Raw genomic sequence first — 16,953 nt, forward strand, 5'->3', positions numbered from 1 at the left:
GGCAACGTGACGGACAAGATCGCCGCCGGAGTGCGCGGGGCAGGCCGCGGACTGACCGGGACGGCCAAGGTGCTCCAGGGTTTCAAGGACTTCATCTCGCGGGGCAACGCGATCGAGCTGGCCGTCGGTGTCGTCATCGGCGCCGCGTTCGGCGGGGTCATCAAGGCGATCCAGGACGCCTTCATCAGCCCGCTCATCGGCTGGATCTTCGGCGCACCGGACCTGACGCAGCTCTGGGACATCGGCCCCTACACCTGGGGCGACAACCCGGATGCCGCGCCGATCAGCGTGGGCACCATCCTCAACGCGCTGCTGACGTTCCTGCTGACGGCGGCCGCGGTGTACTTCCTGATCGTGCTCCCGCTCAACGCGCTCGCGGCGCGGCGCAAGCGTGGCATCGAGGACGAGCCGGCCGCCCCGTCGGAGGACATCCTTCTTCTGCAGGAGATCCGCGACCTGCTGGCCAGCCGCCTCACGCCCGCGATCGCCAACGACGCGGGCACCGGGGCGCCGGACGTCCCCCACCCCCGCACGGACCCGCCGCCGTCGATCCCGCACGGAGGCACGACGCCGCCTGCCTGAGCCGCGGGCGTCGGCTACCGGATCGCGGCCAGGAAGGCCAGGGCGCGTTCCGTCATCAGCTCGGCTGCGGCCGCGTCGAACGAGGGCAGGCTGCTGTCGGCGAAGAGGTGCTCGTCGCCCGGGTAGAGGAACAGCTCGGCGCTGCCCTTCGCCTCCTTGACCAGCGCCCGCGCCGCGTCGATGTCACCCTCGCCGACGAAGAACGGGTCGTTGTCCATGCCGTGGATCTGCACCGGCACGCCGGCGGGCCACGGTGTGTCGAACTCGGACGTCGGCACGCAGGAGTGGAAGAAGAGTGCGCCCTTGGCGCCCGGGCGCGTCTGCGCGAGCATCTGCGCGGGGAGCACGCCGAGGGAGAACCCCGCGTAGACGACCCCGTCCGGCAGCGAGTCGACGGTGTGCCGCCCCCGCTCCATGACCGTGCCGAACCCGACCTCGTCCGCGTACCCGATCCCCGACTCGAGGTCGTCGAAGACGTGGCCGTCGTAGAGGTCGGGCACGTGCACCGTGTGACCGGCCGCGCGGAGCCGGTCGGCGAACTCCTGCACCCCGGTGGTCAGCCCCTGTGCGTGATGGAAGAGCAGTACCTCGGCCATGGACGTGTTCTCCTTCGATTCGAGCATCCGAGCATCCGAGCATCCGAGCATCCGAGCATCCGAGCATCCGAGCATCCGAGCATCCGAGCATCCGAGCAGCAGCGATCATCGCGCACGGCACCGACACGGGCACACCGGCACCCTCGACGGGCCTACCAGTGCGGGGGCTTGTCCTGGCTGAGCCGGTCGTCGTTGGAACCGGGCTCCCGGTCCCCCCACCCGACGTCCGAGTCGTCCACGCTCCGTCGCGGGACCACCGGCTCAGGTGTCGGCGCGACGGGGGCGGGCGCCTGCGGGGGGGTGGCAGCGGGCGGCGCCGGGTGGGTGGACACGAGGTTGGCGTCGTCGCTCCCCACCGTCCCGGCCGGCCGGACGACCCGCCGCGACCTGCGCGTCGGCGCGGCACCGTCGGGGCGGTCGGTCGGGGTCATGCCCCGATGATCCCACTCCCGACGCCCGCACCGTCGCGCCGCAGCGCCCGACGACCCGCCGTCGCGGGCGCCGACGGGTACGGACGCGTCAGCGCATCCCGCGGGCGATCGCGCTGCGCACGGCCGTGTCGATGCGGTACGAGCGCCGCGTGATGCCGAGCTCGTCGCGCAGAGCCGCGGCCAGCTGCTCGCGGGTGCGCTCCTGCTCGTCGGACTGCAGCCACGTGACCAGCTCGTCGAGCTGGTCGTCGCTGTAGGCGCCGATCGGCAGGCCGCGGCGGACGTCCGGGCGCTGCCGCGTGGGCACCGCGAGGGCCAGCTGGAGCGGACGGCTGGGCGGCCGGGGGTCCTCCGGCGCGTCGTCCGCGGTCTCGGCGCTCGTGACGGTCGCGGTGTTCTCCGACGGGTCGGCAGCTGTCGACGTCGCGGAGGCAGCCTCGGTGGTCGCGGAGGTCGGAGCCTCGCCGTCCGGGTCTGCGTCGGTGCCGTGCTCCGGCGCCGAGGAGTCGGTCGCCTGGTCGACACCAGCCGCATCCAGGACGATGTCCGCCAGGACGATGGCGGCGGGCTGCCCGGGCTCTGCGTCGCCGGTCACCTCGGACGCGGCGGCCGAAGCGTCAGCAGCAGGAGCAGCGGCGTCCGCACCGGGTGCGGGCGAGTCGGCCGTCGCGTCGTCGTCGATCACCGCCACGGTCGACCACGCACCCGTCGCGGGTGCCGCGGGCGCGGGAGACCCGGACGCGGTCGGCAGGTCCTCGGCCTCGTCGGCCTCCTCGATCAGCCCGAGGTGCAACGGGGCGCTGCGGGGGGCGGCGGGCGCGGGGACGCGGGCGTGCACGGCCCGGCGGATGCGGTCGACCTCGGCCTGCGGGTCCATGAAGGCGGCGGCGGACCAGACGCGGACGACGCTCCACCCGACGCGCTCGAGGCGGTCGGCGGTGAGGCGGTCGCGGACGCGGACGCTGGGCTCGGCGGTGTAGGACTCGTCGTCGGTGAGGACGGCGACGAGCATCTCGCCGGGCAGGTCGGGGTGGCCGACGACGAGCGGGATCCGGTCGCCGCCGGGGATGCCGTGGTCGGCCTCGACGAGCAGGCCGTGCTTCCAGAGCCGCTCGGCGAGGTCGAGCAGCAGCCGGTCGGGCTCGTGGGCGGCGGCCAGCGCCTGGTCGGCGGCGGCCGTCGCGGCAGCCAGGGAGCGCAGCAGCGGGTCGGTGGGCTCCGGCGCGGTCACGAGATCCGTGACGTCGAGGCCGGCGCCGCGGCGGCCGGCGAACGCGAGCAGGTCCGACAGCAGGCGGGGTCCAGCGCCGCGCACGCGCTCGGCGTCGAGGTCGTCGGCCGCGAAGCAGGACACCACGGTGAGGCGGTGGCGCGTCGAGCCGAGGGCGTCGAGCAGCAGGGCGTCGCCGCCGGGCGCGGAGATCGGTCCGAACGTGTGCAGCACGCGCCGGTGCGGGGTCCGGCCGAGGCCGAGCGACAGGATGATCGCCTCGCGGCGCAGCCCGGCGACGTTCGGCAGGTCGGTGACCACGAAGGGGTCGGTCCGGCCGGAGTCGAAGAACGCGGCGAGCGCCGGGTTGCCCCGCACCTCGGTCAGGACGGACTCGCGGACGGCCTCGGCGTGCGTGGAGGTCGCGGTGATGACCGCCAGCGACTCGTCGGGGCGCAGGAGCGCGTGCGTGAGCACCAGCTCGACGACGTGCTCGACCTCCTCGCGCGTGGAGTCGACGGACCCCGACTCGCGGTCGGGCATGCCGGTGCCGTCGACGATGTCGAGGGCCACCAGCGGCAGGTGCTGCGGCAGGGGCGTCGGCCGCAGCACGCCGCCGTAGCCGTGGGCCGCCAGGAACGCCGTGAGGTACGGGTCGCGGCGGGAGGAGTCGGCGCGCAGGGCGACGGACGGCAGCACGTCGGCGAGCTCGCGGACCGCGCTGCCGGACGCGCACCGGGCGTCGCCGACGACGACGACCTGGCGACCGCGGGCGACCGCGGCGAGCGCGACCTCGACGGGCAGGTGCGCGGCGGAGTCGATGACGACCAGGTCGACCGTGCGCGTCGGCGGCAGCACCTGCGGGACGAGCATCGGGCTGGCGGCGATGACCGGCCGCAGCCGGCGGGTGACGTCGGGGTGCCGCACGACGGTCTCCCGCAGAGACGTCAGACGCTCCTCGATGAGGTCGGCGAACAGCGCCTCGGACTGCTCGCGGTGCTGGCGCAGGGCGTGCGAGACGTGGCCGACGACGGCGCCGAGCACCGGGGCGGACAGGCTGGCGACGTGCGCGCGGTCGAGCGTCGCGTACTGCGCGGACAGCGCGCCGAGGGCGGCCCCGTCGTAGCCGGCGAGCGCGGGGTCCTCGCCGAGGATCTGCTCGATGACCGTGCTCCACCAGGCGAGGTCCAGCTCGGCGGGCGCGAGCGCGGGGTCGATGCGGCGCGTGGCCAGGTCGTCCACCAGCGCGCCCAGGCCCGCGGACCGCAGTCGGTGCAGCAGACCGGTCCGGTCGGGCAGGTCGGTGAGCGCGTCGGTGTCCGACCGCAGCCGGGTCAGCCGCTCGGTGAGGGCCGCGAACGGCAGCGTCGACAGGCCGGCGCCGGCGGGGGTCGTCGCCAGCACCTCGTCGAGGGCGTCGAGGTCGGCACGCACGGCGGCGAACTCCTCCTCGATGTGCTCGAGGCCGTCGGGCAGCCGCGGCCACCCGCCGGACGGGCAGTGCGCCTGCCAGGTCTCGCGCTGCGCCTGCACCTCGAGCAGCGCGGAGTGCAGGTCCGCCACCGGTCGGCCGGGCCGCACCATGTCCTTCGACTGCTTGCGCAGCCGGCGCCGCAGCCAGTAGCCCATGTCGAGGCCGCGCTCGGCGCGCCACTCCTTGGTCGCCGTGGCGGCGACCAGGTCGGCGGCGGTGCGCTCGAAGACGATCGGCTGGAACACGTCGAGCGCGGCGCGCACGCCGTCCAGCATCGACAGCTGCTCGGCCCACGCGACCACGCTGGCCGCCTGCGTCAGCCCGGTCTCGACGGCCACCTGCGACGTCCGCTCGATCAGCGACGGCAGGGTCGAGTCGAGCAGGCGGGCGAGCCGGCGCACCACGTTGTCGGCGTCGGCACGCGTGCGCAGGTCCGCGCCGTACCAGGGGGTGTCGACCGGCCGGACGCGGAACGCACCCAGCTCCCCGGCACGGACCAGGTCGGCCGTGAGGTCGGCGCGGCGGGTGGCGTCGAGCACGCGCGCGACGTCCGGCGTCAGCCGCACGGTCGTCTTGGGCGTCGGGCGGGCGGAGGTCAGGCGGGCCAGCTGCTGCAGGGCGTCGTAGGCCGACACTCCCCACGGCGCGCGCTCCGCATGCAGCGCGTCGACGTAGGAGCGCAGGCGCTCGCGGGTGGCGACGAGCTCGCCGCGCAGTGCGCCGACGCCGTGCATGTCGACCGTCGGGGCCTCGAGGGTCATCGCGCCGAGCAGGCGTCGCGCGATGGCGGAGCGCCAGCCCGCGTCGGGGGCGACGTCGAGCAGCAGGTCTCCCAGGCCGAGCGCACCGAGCCGGTCCGCGAGCGCGGTGGCCGCGCGGCGGTGGCCGGGGACGTACAGCACCGTCCGGCCGGTGGCGGCAGCATCGGCGACGAGGGCCGCCAGGGTCCCGGTCACGTCGGCGCCGGCGGGGGCGTCGACGAACAGGTGCGTGCCGGTGGCCACCATGTCGAGCACGTGCTGCTGGGCTGGGTCGAGGTCGCCGACGCCGCGCTCGAGCCCGGGGTCGCGATCGCCCCGGACGGGTGCCGGCAGCGTGCGGCGCAGTCGCGCGCGGGACTCGTCGACACCCGCGAGCGCCGCGACCACCTCGTGGCGCTCGAGCGTGCCGGAGAGGTTGTCGAGGTCGTCCACCAGGATCTGCCCGGGGTGCACGAAGGTGCCGACGACGACGCGCTCGCTCATCGAGAAGTCGTCGAGCACGGCCTCCCCCAGCGACGTGAGCCGCTGCAGGGCCCCGCGCGGGTCGAAGCCGTCGGTGGTGAACGTGCCGCGCGCGACCGCACCGGGGTCGAGCAGCGCGCCGCGCGACCGCAGGGCCCGCGCCAGGACGGGGTTGACCTCGAGCGACGGCTCGAGGGCGAGCTCGTAGTCGCTCTCGCCGGAGCCACGGGCCTTGAGGGTGACGGGCCGCAGGAGGACGGGGGCGCGGACGGTGCGCGGTGCGGCGTCGGCGGGCTGCTCGCCGTCGGGCGTGCGCTGGCGCGTCACCGTGGCGAGGGCGGCGACGTCGTCGCTCGCGATGTCGGGGGTGGTGCGCTCGGTCCACGTGGCGACGCCGATGGCCAGCGACGTGGGGGCGATGCCGTAGCGCTGCGCGTAGACCGCCGCGCGGGCGCTGACGGCCCGGGCGCGACGCCGCGCGGTGGACAGGGCCGAGCCCTCGCGGACCAGGTTGGACAGACGCGTCTCGCGGCCGGCGAACAGCTGGGAGATGCCCGACGGGTGCGCCGCGGTCAGGTCGAGGGCCGCTTCGCCCAGCAGCTCGACGTCGACCAGGGTCGACCCACCTGCGGCCTCGACGAGTGCCGCGCGCCAGGTGGCGACAGCCCCCTCGAGCACCTCGGCGGGTGTCGGTGGCTCGACGAGCACCGGGCGGTCGGTGGGGTCTGCGCCGGTCTCAGGAGCCTGGTCGGGTCCCGGGCCGGTGGTGCGCACGGGGACGGTCACCCTGGGAACGCTAACCGCGCGGCCGCGTGATCCCGGGCATGGCGCGCCGTCGCGCGACACACCGCGAAAAACGGAGAGCGGAACGGGTCAGGGGACCCGTCCCGCTCTCGGACGTAGAAACGGTGCGCACCGCGCAGGGGGCAGGCGATGCGCACCGTCAGAACGAGTGTGCGGCACGAATGTGGTGCTGGTCAAACGTCCAGGCAGCCCGTCCGGGTGAATCCCGGGGGTGGATTTTCACGCCTGTGCGACGTCTGTGTCTCCGTGACAGATCTGCTGTATCCCTTGACGATCACGGGGCTCCTGGAGGAAGACGGACGTATCGAGCACACAGGAGTCGAGCGATGGACGACAAGGTATCGCCGAGCATCACGCCGGCCGTCACAGCAGTGCAGGCCACGGGCCCGCTGAGCGTCGCGCCGGCCGACGAGATGCCACCCGGCGTCCTCGTCGAGAACGACACGATCCCGGTCGAGACGTTCGCCGCCGACCCCGATCCCGCCGTCGACGTCCTCGACCCGCTGGGGATCGGCCAGACCCGCGAGCCGATCCTCCCGCCGGCCCCGCCGGAGGCGCCGGGCGGCCCCGGGTACCAGTACGACTACGTCTCCCCCGCCGGGACGGCCCTCGGGATCGCCCGCGCGGAGCTGGGCACGATCGGGGGCAGCAAGTTCAAGCAGTACTGGGGCGCCCCGGCGAACGCGGCCTGGTGCGGCTACTTCGCGTGCTGGGTGCTGCGCAAGGCAGGCATCACCGACGGCCCCGCCACCGGCTGGACCCCGAACATCGTCCAGTGGGGCAAGGACCGCGGGAAGTGGAAGACCACCGACGCCCACCCCGGCGACCTCATCCTGTTCATGTGGCCGACGGTGTCGAAGACCGGCCGTGGGACCCCGCCGGTCTGCCACGTCGGCATCGTCGAGACCGTGAACGCCGACGGCACGCTCACCACGATCGAGGGCAACACCTCGGCCAAGGTGAACGGCTCGCAGTACAACGGCAACGTCTGCGCGCGGAAGGTGCGCAAGGCGAACGTCGTCGGCTTCGTGACGGTCTTCGAGGGGTCGGTGACGCCCCAGACCGCCGACCCGGCACGCCAGGAGGTGCAGACGATCCTGCACGGCCTCGGCTTCTACACCGGACCGGTCGACGGGGTGACCGATCCGACGCCGGCCGTGAAGGCGTTCCAGCTGGCCGCCGGCCTGGTCCAGGACGGGATCCTGGGCCCGGTCAGCAAGGCCGCGGCCACCCTGGTGCCCGCGTTCCCGGGCTCGACGGAGCAGGGCCAGTCGGGCGCAGCGACCAAGGCCTACCAGCAGCGGCTCCACGACCGGGGCGCCACGATCGACGTCGACGGCATCCACGGACCGCAGACGTCGGCCGTGCTCGAGGCGTTCCAGCAGGCGAACGGGCTGGACGTCGACGGCATCGGCGGCCCGCAGACCTGGACCGCCCTGTACACGCGGGCGGCCTGAGCGCCGGCCGCGGTCCCACGACTCACATCTTGCAGCAGGGCGCGGAGAGCACCTGGGTGTCGGGAGTGGCGGCTGCGGCACCCGCGATGCCGGTGACGGCGGCGAGGGCGATGGTGAGCGCGATGGCGAGCTTCTTCATGAGGGGACCTTCCAGAGGGAGCACCGGAGTTTCCGATACACCCCAGATGGTCCCCAGGGTGATGTCGTGGGCGCAATGACGCGGACAACACCGGGGTAGACACGGTCCAGTAACCTTCACCGCCGCGGGGGGAGCGGCACCGCCCCTCGGATGCCTGCTGCGGCCAGTGCGCGGCCGTAGGCCTCGACCACCCGCTCGTCGGCGTCGCCGGCCACCCGCAGCCGGTCGCCGATGCGCCGCCAGAGCGTCGCCGCGGATCGGCCCGACGCGATCATGTCCAGCAGGTCGGCCGCGGACCGGTACTCCTTCACGGCCTCGGTGCGCGCGCTCTGGGCCAGCAGCGCGTCGCCGAGCGCCTCGTGCGCCGCCGCGGCATCCCGGCGCACCCCGTCGCGGAGCAGCTCCACGGCCTGCGTCGCGTGCCGCTGGGCCGCCTCGGCGTCGTCGAGCAGCAGCAGCGCCCGGGACCGGACGGACTCGACGCGCGCGAGCTCCACCTGCGACTCCCCGATCTCGAGCGCCGTCTGGGCCGCGTCGAGCTCGGCGAGGGCCTCGGCCGGCCGGGGCGGGTCGACGCTGACCAGCAGGAACGCGCGGTCGAGGCGCAGGCGGGGCAGGTCCCGGTCGATCTCGTCGGCGCCGGCCAGGGCGATCGCCGACTCGAGGTGCACGAGCGCGGCGTCGGGGTCGGCCAGGGCGTCGTCGACGAACGCGAGGTTCCAGTGCACCGAGGAGACGGCCCGCGCGGACCCGTGCTCCCGCGTGTGCGCCAGGAGCTCGCCCCCGCGGAACCGCGCGTACGTGGTGTCGCCGCGGGCGACGTACGCCCAGATCACGGTCGACTCGAGGCGCACCACCTCGTCGGAACCCGCCACCGACGCGGGGAGCCGGGCCAGGAGCTCCTCCCCGCGGGAGACGGCGCGCTGCAGGTCGCCGAGCTCGGTCAGGGCCATGACGATCCGCATCGCGGCGTAGGCGGCCTGCGGGTACCGGCGACCCTCGACGAGGCGCGCGCACACGGCCTCGAGCACGTCGACCGAGGCCTCGAGGTCGCCGGCCACGTCGAGCGCCTCCGCGTGCGCGAGGCCGACCCGCGCCGCTGCGTCGACGTCGAGGCCCGACACGTCGGCCTGGGCGAGCACGTCGGCCGCGGCCCGGGCGGAGCCCATGCGCGAGAGCCGGCGGGCCTCGACGATGGCGCTCTCCGCCGACCGGTACTCCGGCGCGCCCTCGCCGTCGAGGAGGAAGGCGACGGGGACGCCGAGCACGTCGGCCACCCGGGCGAGCGCGTCGGGGCCCAACGTGCGGGTACCACGCTCCACGTGGGAGATGTAGGTGGGGTGCACGCCGGCGGCTCGCGCCAGCTCGCCCTGGCTGAGCCCAGCCTTCTCTCGGGCGTCGCGGACGCGTCGGCTCAGCGGGTGCACGGTCTCACGATAGGTAGGCCCGGGCCGCATCGGAAGGTGGGGCCGATTCCGCACCGACAAATCCATTGGTCTAGACAAACGGATAGTTCGGTTGCAGACTGGGAACCACGGCGGAGAGCGACCAGCACCCCGCGACGACGGACGAGAGGGAGAGACCGGTGCGCACACTGACGGTGGGGATGAACGTGTCGCTCGACGGCTTCGTCGCGACGCCCGACGACGGCCTCGACTGGATGTTCCCGAACTTCAGCCCCGAGCTCATGGCCGACACCGAGGCGCTCCTCGCGGGGTTCGACGCGATCGTCATGGGCCGCGTGAACTACGAGGGCCAGGCGGCGACGTGGCCGACGGCCGAGGGGCCGCTGGCCGACATCATGAACGGGGTCGAGAAGGTGGTGTTCTCGACGACGCTGGAGTCGGTCGACTGGCAGAACTCCCGGCTGGCGACCGAGCCGCCCGAGGTCGAGATCGCCCGCCTCAAGGCGATGGACGGCGGGCCGCTCGGTGCGTCCGGCGGCGCCACGTTCGCGCGATACCTGTCGTCGCACGGCCTGGTCGACGAGTACCGGCTGACCGTGCACCCCGTGTTCCTCGGCAGCGGGAAGCCGATCTTCGCCCAGCGGACGGCGCTGGAGCGCATCGCCTCGACCAGCTACCCGAACGGCGTCGTCGTGACCACCTTCCGCCCGAAGCAGGCCTGACGTGCTCGACGTCGCGGTCATCGAGGACGCCGCCGCCGCGGAGGCGTCGCTGGACCCCCTGCGCACCCGGCTCCTGTCGGAGCTCGCCGAGCCCAGCTCGGCGACCGCGCTCGGCCAGCGGCTGGGCCTCCCGCGGCAGAAGGTCAACTACCACCTGCGGACCCTCGAGCAGCACGGCCTGATCGAGCTGGCCGAGGAACGCCGCAAGGGCAACGTGGTCGAGCGCGTGATGCGCGCGACCGCCCTGTCCTACGTGATCTCCCCCGCCGCGCTCGCGTCGCTGCGGCCCGACCCCCGGCGGTCGCCCGACCGGCTGTCGGCCGCCTGGCTGCTGTCGCTCGCCGGTCGGCTGGTCGAGGACATCGGCGCCCTGATCGCCGGCGCCTCGCGCGAGCAGCGGACCCTGTCGACCTTCGCGCTGGACGGCGAGGTCCGGTTCGCGTCGGCCGCCGACCGGTCCGCGTTCGCCGAGGAGCTGAGCAGCGCCGCGCTCGCCCTCGTCTCCAAGTACCACCACGAGGACGCCCCGCACGGCCGGACCTTCCGGCTGGTGGTCGCCGTCCACCCGAGCACCACGTCCCGCGCCGACCGAGAGAAGGAATGACAATGCCGCACGCGTACGAGGTCCCCGACGAGCTCTCCTTCGACCAGAGCCCCGAGGCCGTCTGGGACGCCATCGCCACCGGACCCGGGATCAGCTCGTGGTTCATGGGCGCCACCGAGGTGTCGCCGGAGGCCGGCGTCGTCACCACCCGCATGGGCGACTGGGCGCAGGAGTCGCAGATCGTCGCGCTCGAGCCCGGCCGGCGCTTCGCCTTCCGCGGCGCCGAGAGCCCCGACGGCAGGTTCTTCGCCATGGAGTTCCTGCTGGAGGCCCGCGAGAGCGGCTCGACCGTGCTCCGGATCGTCACGAGCGGCTTCCTGCCCGCCGACGACTGGGAGGACGAGTACGAGGCGATGCGCAGCGGCGGCCAGATGTACGTGCACACCCTCGCCGAGTACCTCCGGTACTTCACGGGCCTGCCCGGCATCGCGGTCACGCCGTCGGCGGCACCCGGCGACCTGGACCGGGCCTGGGCGGCGGCCAAGGCCGACCTCGGGCTCGCCGACGACGTCGCGGTCGGTGACACCGTCACCCTGACGCCGACCGGCCTGGGCCCGATCGAGGGCGTCGTCGACTGGTCCGCCCCGGACGTCGTCGGCGTGCGCAGCGCCGACGCGCTCTACCGGTTCTTCCGCGGCTTCTACGCCCCGACCGTGGGGCACCACCTGTTCGGCACCATCGACGAGACGAGCGCGACCGCCGCCTGGCAGGGCTGGCTCGACGCGGTCGCGAGCTAGAGAGGAGCACGACCATGACCATCGACGAGTACCTCGCGGGGCTGCCCGCGGACCAGGCGGCCATCGCCGCGGTGCTGCGCGCCCACCTCGACGCGGGGCTGCCCGACGCCGACGGCCGCATGTGGCACGGCCACCCCGTCTGGATGCGCGGCGACGACCCGGTCGCCGGGTTCAAGGCCTTCCCCCGCTGGGTGACGCTGCTGCTCTGGCACGGCGCCGAGGTCACCGGGTCGACCGATGCGCTGACCGCGTCCGCCGACGGGTCGCGGTGGAGCCTGAAGATCACCGACCACGTCGACGAGGCCGCCCTCGACGGGTGGATCGGTCAGCTGGCGGGCTGAGGGTCCGGGATCCACTGCCACGTGGCGAGGATCGCGTCCAGCGCCTCGACGGCACGCGCGTGCCAGGAGTACGACAGGACTCCGACCACGAACGCGTGCCCGTCGCGGTCCACGTGGGTGTCGGTCAGGGTCGAGGCCCCGCCGTACGTGCACGTGGTGCGCCAGCCCACCCCCATCGCCGAGTCGACCCGGTCCACCGGGCCGATCGCGGCCTGCGGCGCGGTGTAGTGGTCGCGCGCCAGCTGGGCGCGCTCGGCGGCGGGTCGGATCTCGTGGTCGCCGGTCCGCTGACCGATGCGGCCGAGGTAGACGACGAGCATGTGGGTCCGCTCGGCGAGCAGCACGCGGGCGTCCTGGCGGGACCCGTCGATCCCGAGGTCCCCGGTCGCGACGTTCGGCCCGGGGGCCCAGAACCACTCCCCGGGCCGGCCGTCGCCCAGCGGCGCGACGACCACCCGGTGCGTCCGGGCGTAGGCGTCGCCGGGGGCGGGGGCGGGCCGGGAGCGGAGCAGCGGGACCGACCGGGCGGCCGCGCGCAGCTGGCCGGCACTCTCCGGGTGCGACTTCGCGACCTTGCGGATCATCCGCTCCCGCCACCAGACCATCCGCAGCCACGCGAGGACGAGCACCAGCGCCGCCCAGATCCCGACCTGGACCAGCAGGTCCAGGATCGGCAGCACCGGGTCCGTGAGCACGGTGTCGGGGGGCAGGTCGGCGAGGAGCACGAGGGAGGTATCGGCGGGACTCCCTGTCCGGTTGACCCTCAGTACTCGCGCAGCTCGCGGCGGTTGCGGGCACCGGTCTTGCGCAGCACGGCCGCCACGTGGTGCTCGACGGTGCGCACGGACAGCTGCAGCCGGCCGGCGATCTCCTGGTCGCTGCGCCCCGACCGCACGAGCCCGAGCACCTCGGCCTCCCGCGACGTCAGGCCGTCCGGGTGCGCCGCGGTGCTGGACCGGGGCCCGCGCGGGATCGTCTGTACGCCGAGCTCGCGCAGCCGCCGCGCCGTGCGTCGACGGGCGGGCTCGGCGCCCAGCGCGGCGAAGGCACCCAGCGCGAGCCGCAGCGACTCCTCGTCATCGGCGTCGGACCACGCCTCCGCCTCCTCGTACGGGCACCCGAGCTCCCGCCACGCGGCGGCCGCCTCCACGCAGCGACCCGCGACGTGCAGCCGGAACGGTACGGCCGCGAGCTCGGGCAGCTCGGTGAGCCGGCCGGCGCGCCAGAGCCAGAACCCGAGCTCGCCGACGGACCACGCGTTCTCGCGCTCGAGGGCGAGCCGGTACCCGTCGGCCAGGGGGTCGGCGTCGATCGGCTCACCGACCAGCCATCGCGACTCGGCGCGTGCCGCCAGCACCGGGGCGACCCGCTGCAGCGACCCCGACGCCGCGGCGACGGCCGACGCGTGCGCGAGGGGTCCGGCCGGGTCGCCGTCGCCGGTGCGGGCAGCGAGACGGGCCTCCAGGACCCACACGAGGAGCCGGGTCTGGGCGTTCGCGCGCTCGAGGTCCGCCCGCAGCACCGCGAGCTCGTCGGCGGCGGCCTGCCACCGCCCCTGCTCGACGAGGCAGCGCGCGTACCAGGCACGCGTGTACAGGGCGACGCCATCGAGGTCCCGGGCCGTGAAGTAGCGCTGCGCCTCCGGGTACGCGCTCTCGGCGATCCCGTAGAGCCGGGCCTCCCCGGCGCCGGAGACCAGGTTCGTGTACCCGCGACCGACCTCGGCGTCCAGGCCGTGCGCGGCGGCGACGTGGATCGACCGCCGCAGGGGCTCCCGGCCCGCCGGGTCCCCGCGCAGCAGCAGCGCCGAGCCGAGCGCGTTCCCGGCGACCGCCTCGGCGAGCGGGTCGGGGTCCGACGCCAGCGCGCGCCGCGCGAGGGCGATCGCCGGGTCGAGGTCGCGCGCGAGCATGCGGACGTTCGCGTGGTTGGCGTAGGCGGCCGCGAGCGCCGACGGGTCCCCCAGCTCCTCGGCCAGCCGCACCGCCTCGGTCGCCAGCTCGTCGCTCTCGCCCTCGGCCACGGCGGTCCGGCTCGCGATCCGGTAGGCGGCGCTGCGCAGCTCCAGGTCGTCGGTGGTGGTGCTGACCTGCACGGCCTCGAGCGACGCCGCCCTCGCCTCCGCCTCGCGCGAGACGGCCCGCTCCTCCCCGGCCAGCACGATCAGCAGCCGCGCCAGCTCGGCCGGCGGGGCGATGCGCCGGGCGTCGCCGACCGCGCGGCGCGCGTGCTCGGCGGCCTCGCGGTGGGAGCCCAGCGCGGACGCCCGGACGGCGGCGGAGCTCTCGGCGGCGAGCGCGACGTCGACCTGCTGCGCGCCGCGGGCGTGGTGCGCGACCCGCGCCGGCTCGGCGTCCGTCGCGACGAGCCGACGGAGCACCTCGGCGTGCAGCTCGACGCGCCGGCCGGGCGGCAGGTCGCGCTCCACCGCCAGCCGGACCAGCTCGTGCCGGAACACCACCGCGTCCCCGTCGACCTGCACCAGCGCCGCCGCGGCCAGCTCGTCGAGCCGGTCCCAGTCGCCGTCGACCAGGTCCACCGAGGCGCGGCCCGGCACCACCGACAGCAGCTCGGCCACGTGCCGCGCCGCCGGACTGAGCCGCGCGAGCCGCGCCAGCACGGAGTCCCGCAGCGGCGCGGTCAGCATCTCGCCGGAGGCCATCTCGGTCACCAGGAAGGCGTTGCCCCCGGTGAGGCGCAGGACGGCGTCCGGGTCCAGCCCGGCACCGGTCGCCAGCGCCTCGACGCTGATCCGCCCCAGCGGCGGCACGTCGATCCGCACCGGGCCGGCGAGGTCCCCCAGCGCGACCGGGCCGCGCTCGTCGCGGGTGGTGACCACGAGGAGGCCGCGGGTGTCGGCGATCCGCCGCGCGACGAACCGCAGGACGTCGGCGCTGGAGGTGTCGATCCAGTGCGCGTCCTCGACGACCACCGGCGGGTGCGGGTCCGCCATCCACCGCAGCAGCCGCTCGGCCAGGGTGAAGGCGCTCCAGCGCGTCGACGACCGGGGCCACAGCTGGGCCGCCACGTCGAGGAACGGCCCGAGCGGCCTGGGGGTGGACAGCGGGTCGCAGTACCCCCAGACCGCCTCGGTGAACGTGTGCCGGACCAGCGCGGTCTTGCCGGCACCGGCCTCGCCCGACACCAGCACCGTCGCCCCGTGCCCGGCCGCTGCCCCGTCCCGGACGGCTTGCAGCCGTCCGGCGAGCCCGTCGCGCTCGAGCAGCGGCACAGTCGGCATCGTACGGTTCGCGGTCAGCGACCCTCCTGCACCGGGTAGACGGCGTCGGCGACCAGGCCGTGCGCCTCCCGGTGCACCGTCGAGGCGGCCTCGGCGGACGGGGCGTCGACGAGGCAGAAGACCTTCCCGTTCTGCTCGTCGACCCAGTACTGCAGGTAGCTCACGCCGTGACCCTCCTGCGTGGTGAGGTCGGCCTGGTGGGCCTGGGCGACGTCACCCATGGTGACCTCGCCGAGGTGGTGGACATCCATGAACAGCGGCATCGTCGTGCTCCCTCGAGACAGTGATCGGACCAGCCCGGAGGTGGACTGGTCCGATCACGGTAGGAAGCGGCCCTCACCTGGCGGATCCGTGGCGAGTACCCAGGTTGGGACTCAGTGCGCGAGCACCGGCGCCTCGTCGTGGGTGGCCGGGGTGGCGGCCTCGAGGCGGGCGGCACGGTCGCCGCGGGTGCGGAACAGCGAGCCGGTGAGGATCGCGCCCAGCACGAAGATCCCCGCCGCGACGCTGTACGCGACCGAGAAGCTGTGCAGCGCGGCGTTGGCGAGCACCTGGGGGCTGGCCGGGGCGTGCGCCGTGACGTACGCCGCGGCGGCCGTCGCGGCGAGCGTGTTGAGCACGGCCGTGCCGATGGCCCCGCCGACCTGCTGGCTGGTCGAGACCATCGCCGAGGCGGCGCCGGCCTGCTGACGCGCGATGCCGAGCGTCGCGATCTGGAACGACGCGGGCATGATCGAGCCCATCGCCATGCCCATCATGATCAGGCCGACCAGCACCCGCGGGTACCCGCTGTCGAGCTGGAGGGTGGTGAACCAGAGCATCGCGCCGGCGCCGAGCAGCATGCCGATCGGCACGAGCAGCTTGGGGCCGAACCGCGGGACCAGGATGTTCGACTGGATCTGCGCGGTGATGACGATGAACACGACCATCGGCAGGAACGCCGCGCCCGTCTGCATCGGGGTGTACCCGAGCGTCAGCTGCAGGTAGTAGGTCAGGAAGAGGAACACGCCGAACATGCCGGAGCCGGCGACGAGGATCGCGAGGAACCCGGCCCCGCGGTCGCGGTCGACGACGATCTCGAGCGGCAGCAGCGGGTGCGTCGCCGTGCGCTGGCGCAGGACGAAGCCGACGAGCAGCACGACGCTCGCGGCGAGCGAGCCCCACACCGCCGGCGCGCTCCAGCCCTGGGGCTGAGCCTGCGAGAAGCCGAACACGAGCGCGAACAGACCCGTCGAGGCGAGGATGACGCCCGGCACGTCGATGCGGGTGTCGTGACGCTCCTCGGCGCGGGGCAGCAGCACGGTGCCGGCGACGAACGCGATCGCGGCGATGAACACGTTGACGTAGAGGTTCCAGCGCCAGTTGAAGTTCTCGGTGAGGTAGCCGCCGAGCAGCAGGCCGATGGCCCCGCCCATGCCGGCGATGGCGCCGAAGACGCCGAACGCGCGGGCGCGCTCCTTGGCGATGGTGAACGTTGTGGTCAGGACGGACAGAGCCGCCGGGGCGAGGACCGCGGCGAACGCTCCCTGCAGAGCGCGGGCGCCGACGAGCAGCTCGAAGCTCTGCGCGGCGCCGCCGAGAGCGGAGGCCACGGCGAAGCCGATGAGGCCGATGAGGAACATGCGGCGTCGGCCGAACATGTCGGCGAGGCGGCCGCCGAGCAGCAGCAGGCTGCCGAAGGCGAGCGCGTAGGCGGTGACCACCCACTGGCGGTCGTTGTCGCTGAACCCGAGGTCCGCCTGGGCGGAGGGCAGCGCGATGTTCACGATGGTCGCGTCGAGCACGACCATCAGCTGGGCGAGGGCGACCGTGGCGAGGACGAACCAGCGGTGCCGGCTCTCCGTGGCGGTCTGGATGGGTGACGACATGGGGGTGCTCCTGGGACGTCGTGGTCGGTGGAGCGACTGTAATACGGAACTGGCCAGTTCCGGAACCCCCCAGTATCGATTTATGCGGCTAGAGTGGCTCCCACGACGAAAGGGCGAC

At 74.4% G+C, this 16,953-nt stretch carries 14 protein-coding genes; 6 read left to right on the plus strand and 8 right to left on the minus strand.

Going from position 1 to position 16,953, the window contains the following annotated elements; all coding sequences use genetic code 11:
• Positions 1 to 6: 6 nt before the first annotated feature.
• Positions 7 to 582 carry a large conductance mechanosensitive channel protein MscL gene (gene mscL, locus AC1DWH_RS06280; protein ID WP_477092941.1) on the plus strand — a complete coding sequence of 192 codons (576 nt, stop codon included), beginning with the start codon at positions 7 to 9 and terminating at the stop codon, positions 580 to 582.
• A 14-nt stretch (positions 583 to 596) separates the two neighbouring features.
• Here the strand turns inward: mscL and AC1DWH_RS06285 are convergent, their stop codons facing one another.
• The 3 genes from AC1DWH_RS06285 to AC1DWH_RS06295 all read right to left on the minus strand — a co-directional run bounded on the left by AC1DWH_RS06285 (position 597) and on the right by AC1DWH_RS06295 (position 6,302).
• A complete protein-coding gene (locus AC1DWH_RS06285; RefSeq protein WP_477092942.1) occupies positions 597 to 1,253 on the minus strand; it encodes a dienelactone hydrolase family protein in 657 nt (218 codons plus the stop codon).
• A 77-nt stretch (positions 1,254 to 1,330) separates the two neighbouring features.
• Positions 1,331 to 1,609: a hypothetical protein gene (locus AC1DWH_RS06290; protein ID WP_477092943.1), complete on the minus strand. Its 279-nt coding sequence runs from the start codon at positions 1,607 to 1,609 to the stop codon at positions 1,331 to 1,333.
• 88 nt (positions 1,610 to 1,697) lie between these two features.
• Positions 1,698 to 6,302 (minus strand): hypothetical protein, encoded by a 4,605-nt coding sequence (locus tag AC1DWH_RS06295; protein WP_477092944.1) that lies wholly within the window; start codon positions 6,300 to 6,302, stop codon positions 1,698 to 1,700.
• A gap of 344 nt (positions 6,303 to 6,646) precedes the next feature.
• Between AC1DWH_RS06295 and AC1DWH_RS06300 the strand changes: the two genes are divergently transcribed.
• A complete protein-coding gene (locus AC1DWH_RS06300) occupies positions 6,647 to 7,777 on the plus strand; it encodes a peptidoglycan-binding protein (protein WP_477092945.1) in 1,131 nt (376 codons plus the stop codon).
• 255 nt (positions 7,778 to 8,032) lie between these two features.
• Here AC1DWH_RS06300 and AC1DWH_RS06305 read toward each other — a convergent pair whose 3' ends face one another.
• Positions 8,033 to 9,343 carry a helix-turn-helix domain-containing protein gene (locus AC1DWH_RS06305; RefSeq protein ID WP_477092946.1) on the minus strand — a complete coding sequence of 437 codons (1,311 nt, stop codon included), beginning with the start codon at positions 9,341 to 9,343 and terminating at the stop codon, positions 8,033 to 8,035.
• Between the two features lie 158 nt (positions 9,344 to 9,501).
• Between AC1DWH_RS06305 and AC1DWH_RS06310 the strand changes: the two genes are divergently transcribed.
• The 4 genes from AC1DWH_RS06310 to AC1DWH_RS06325 are packed head-to-tail and all read left to right on the plus strand — an operon-like array spanning position 9,502 to position 11,726.
• Positions 9,502 to 10,044 (plus strand): dihydrofolate reductase family protein, encoded by a 543-nt coding sequence (locus AC1DWH_RS06310; RefSeq protein ID WP_477092947.1) that lies wholly within the window; start codon positions 9,502 to 9,504, stop codon positions 10,042 to 10,044.
• A gap of 1 nt (position 10,045) precedes the next feature.
• Complete coding sequence (locus tag AC1DWH_RS06315) at positions 10,046 to 10,648, plus strand: helix-turn-helix domain-containing protein (protein ID WP_456846086.1); 603 nt, start codon at positions 10,046 to 10,048, stop codon at positions 10,646 to 10,648.
• A 2-nt stretch (positions 10,649 to 10,650) separates the two neighbouring features.
• Positions 10,651 to 11,385: an SRPBCC family protein gene (locus AC1DWH_RS06320; protein WP_477092948.1), complete on the plus strand. Its 735-nt coding sequence runs from the start codon at positions 10,651 to 10,653 to the stop codon at positions 11,383 to 11,385.
• 14 nt (positions 11,386 to 11,399) lie between these two features.
• Entirely contained in the window at positions 11,400 to 11,726 is a 327-nt protein-coding gene (locus AC1DWH_RS06325) for a hypothetical protein (protein ID WP_477092949.1), read from the plus strand.
• Here AC1DWH_RS06325 and AC1DWH_RS06330 read toward each other — a convergent pair.
• The 4 genes from AC1DWH_RS06330 to AC1DWH_RS06345 form a co-directional block, all read right to left on the minus strand.
• A complete protein-coding gene (locus tag AC1DWH_RS06330) occupies positions 11,711 to 12,451 on the minus strand; it encodes a hypothetical protein (protein ID WP_456846083.1) in 741 nt (246 codons plus the stop codon). The genes AC1DWH_RS06325 and AC1DWH_RS06330 overlap by 16 nt on opposite strands.
• 38 nt (positions 12,452 to 12,489) lie before the next feature.
• Positions 12,490 to 14,958, minus strand: coding sequence for an ATP-binding protein (locus AC1DWH_RS06335; RefSeq protein WP_477092950.1), 2,469 nt, complete (start codon positions 14,956 to 14,958; stop codon positions 12,490 to 12,492).
• Positions 14,959 to 14,981: 23 nt separating this feature from the next.
• Complete coding sequence (locus AC1DWH_RS06340; protein ID WP_477092951.1) at positions 14,982 to 15,230, minus strand: DUF4242 domain-containing protein; 249 nt, start codon at positions 15,228 to 15,230, stop codon at positions 14,982 to 14,984.
• A 111-nt stretch (positions 15,231 to 15,341) separates the two neighbouring features.
• Complete coding sequence (locus AC1DWH_RS06345; protein WP_456846842.1) at positions 15,342 to 16,835, minus strand: MFS transporter; 1,494 nt, start codon at positions 16,833 to 16,835, stop codon at positions 15,342 to 15,344.
• Positions 16,836 to 16,953 lie beyond the last annotated feature (118 nt).

The organism is Cellulomonas sp. P2_F12, assembly GCF_056403775.1.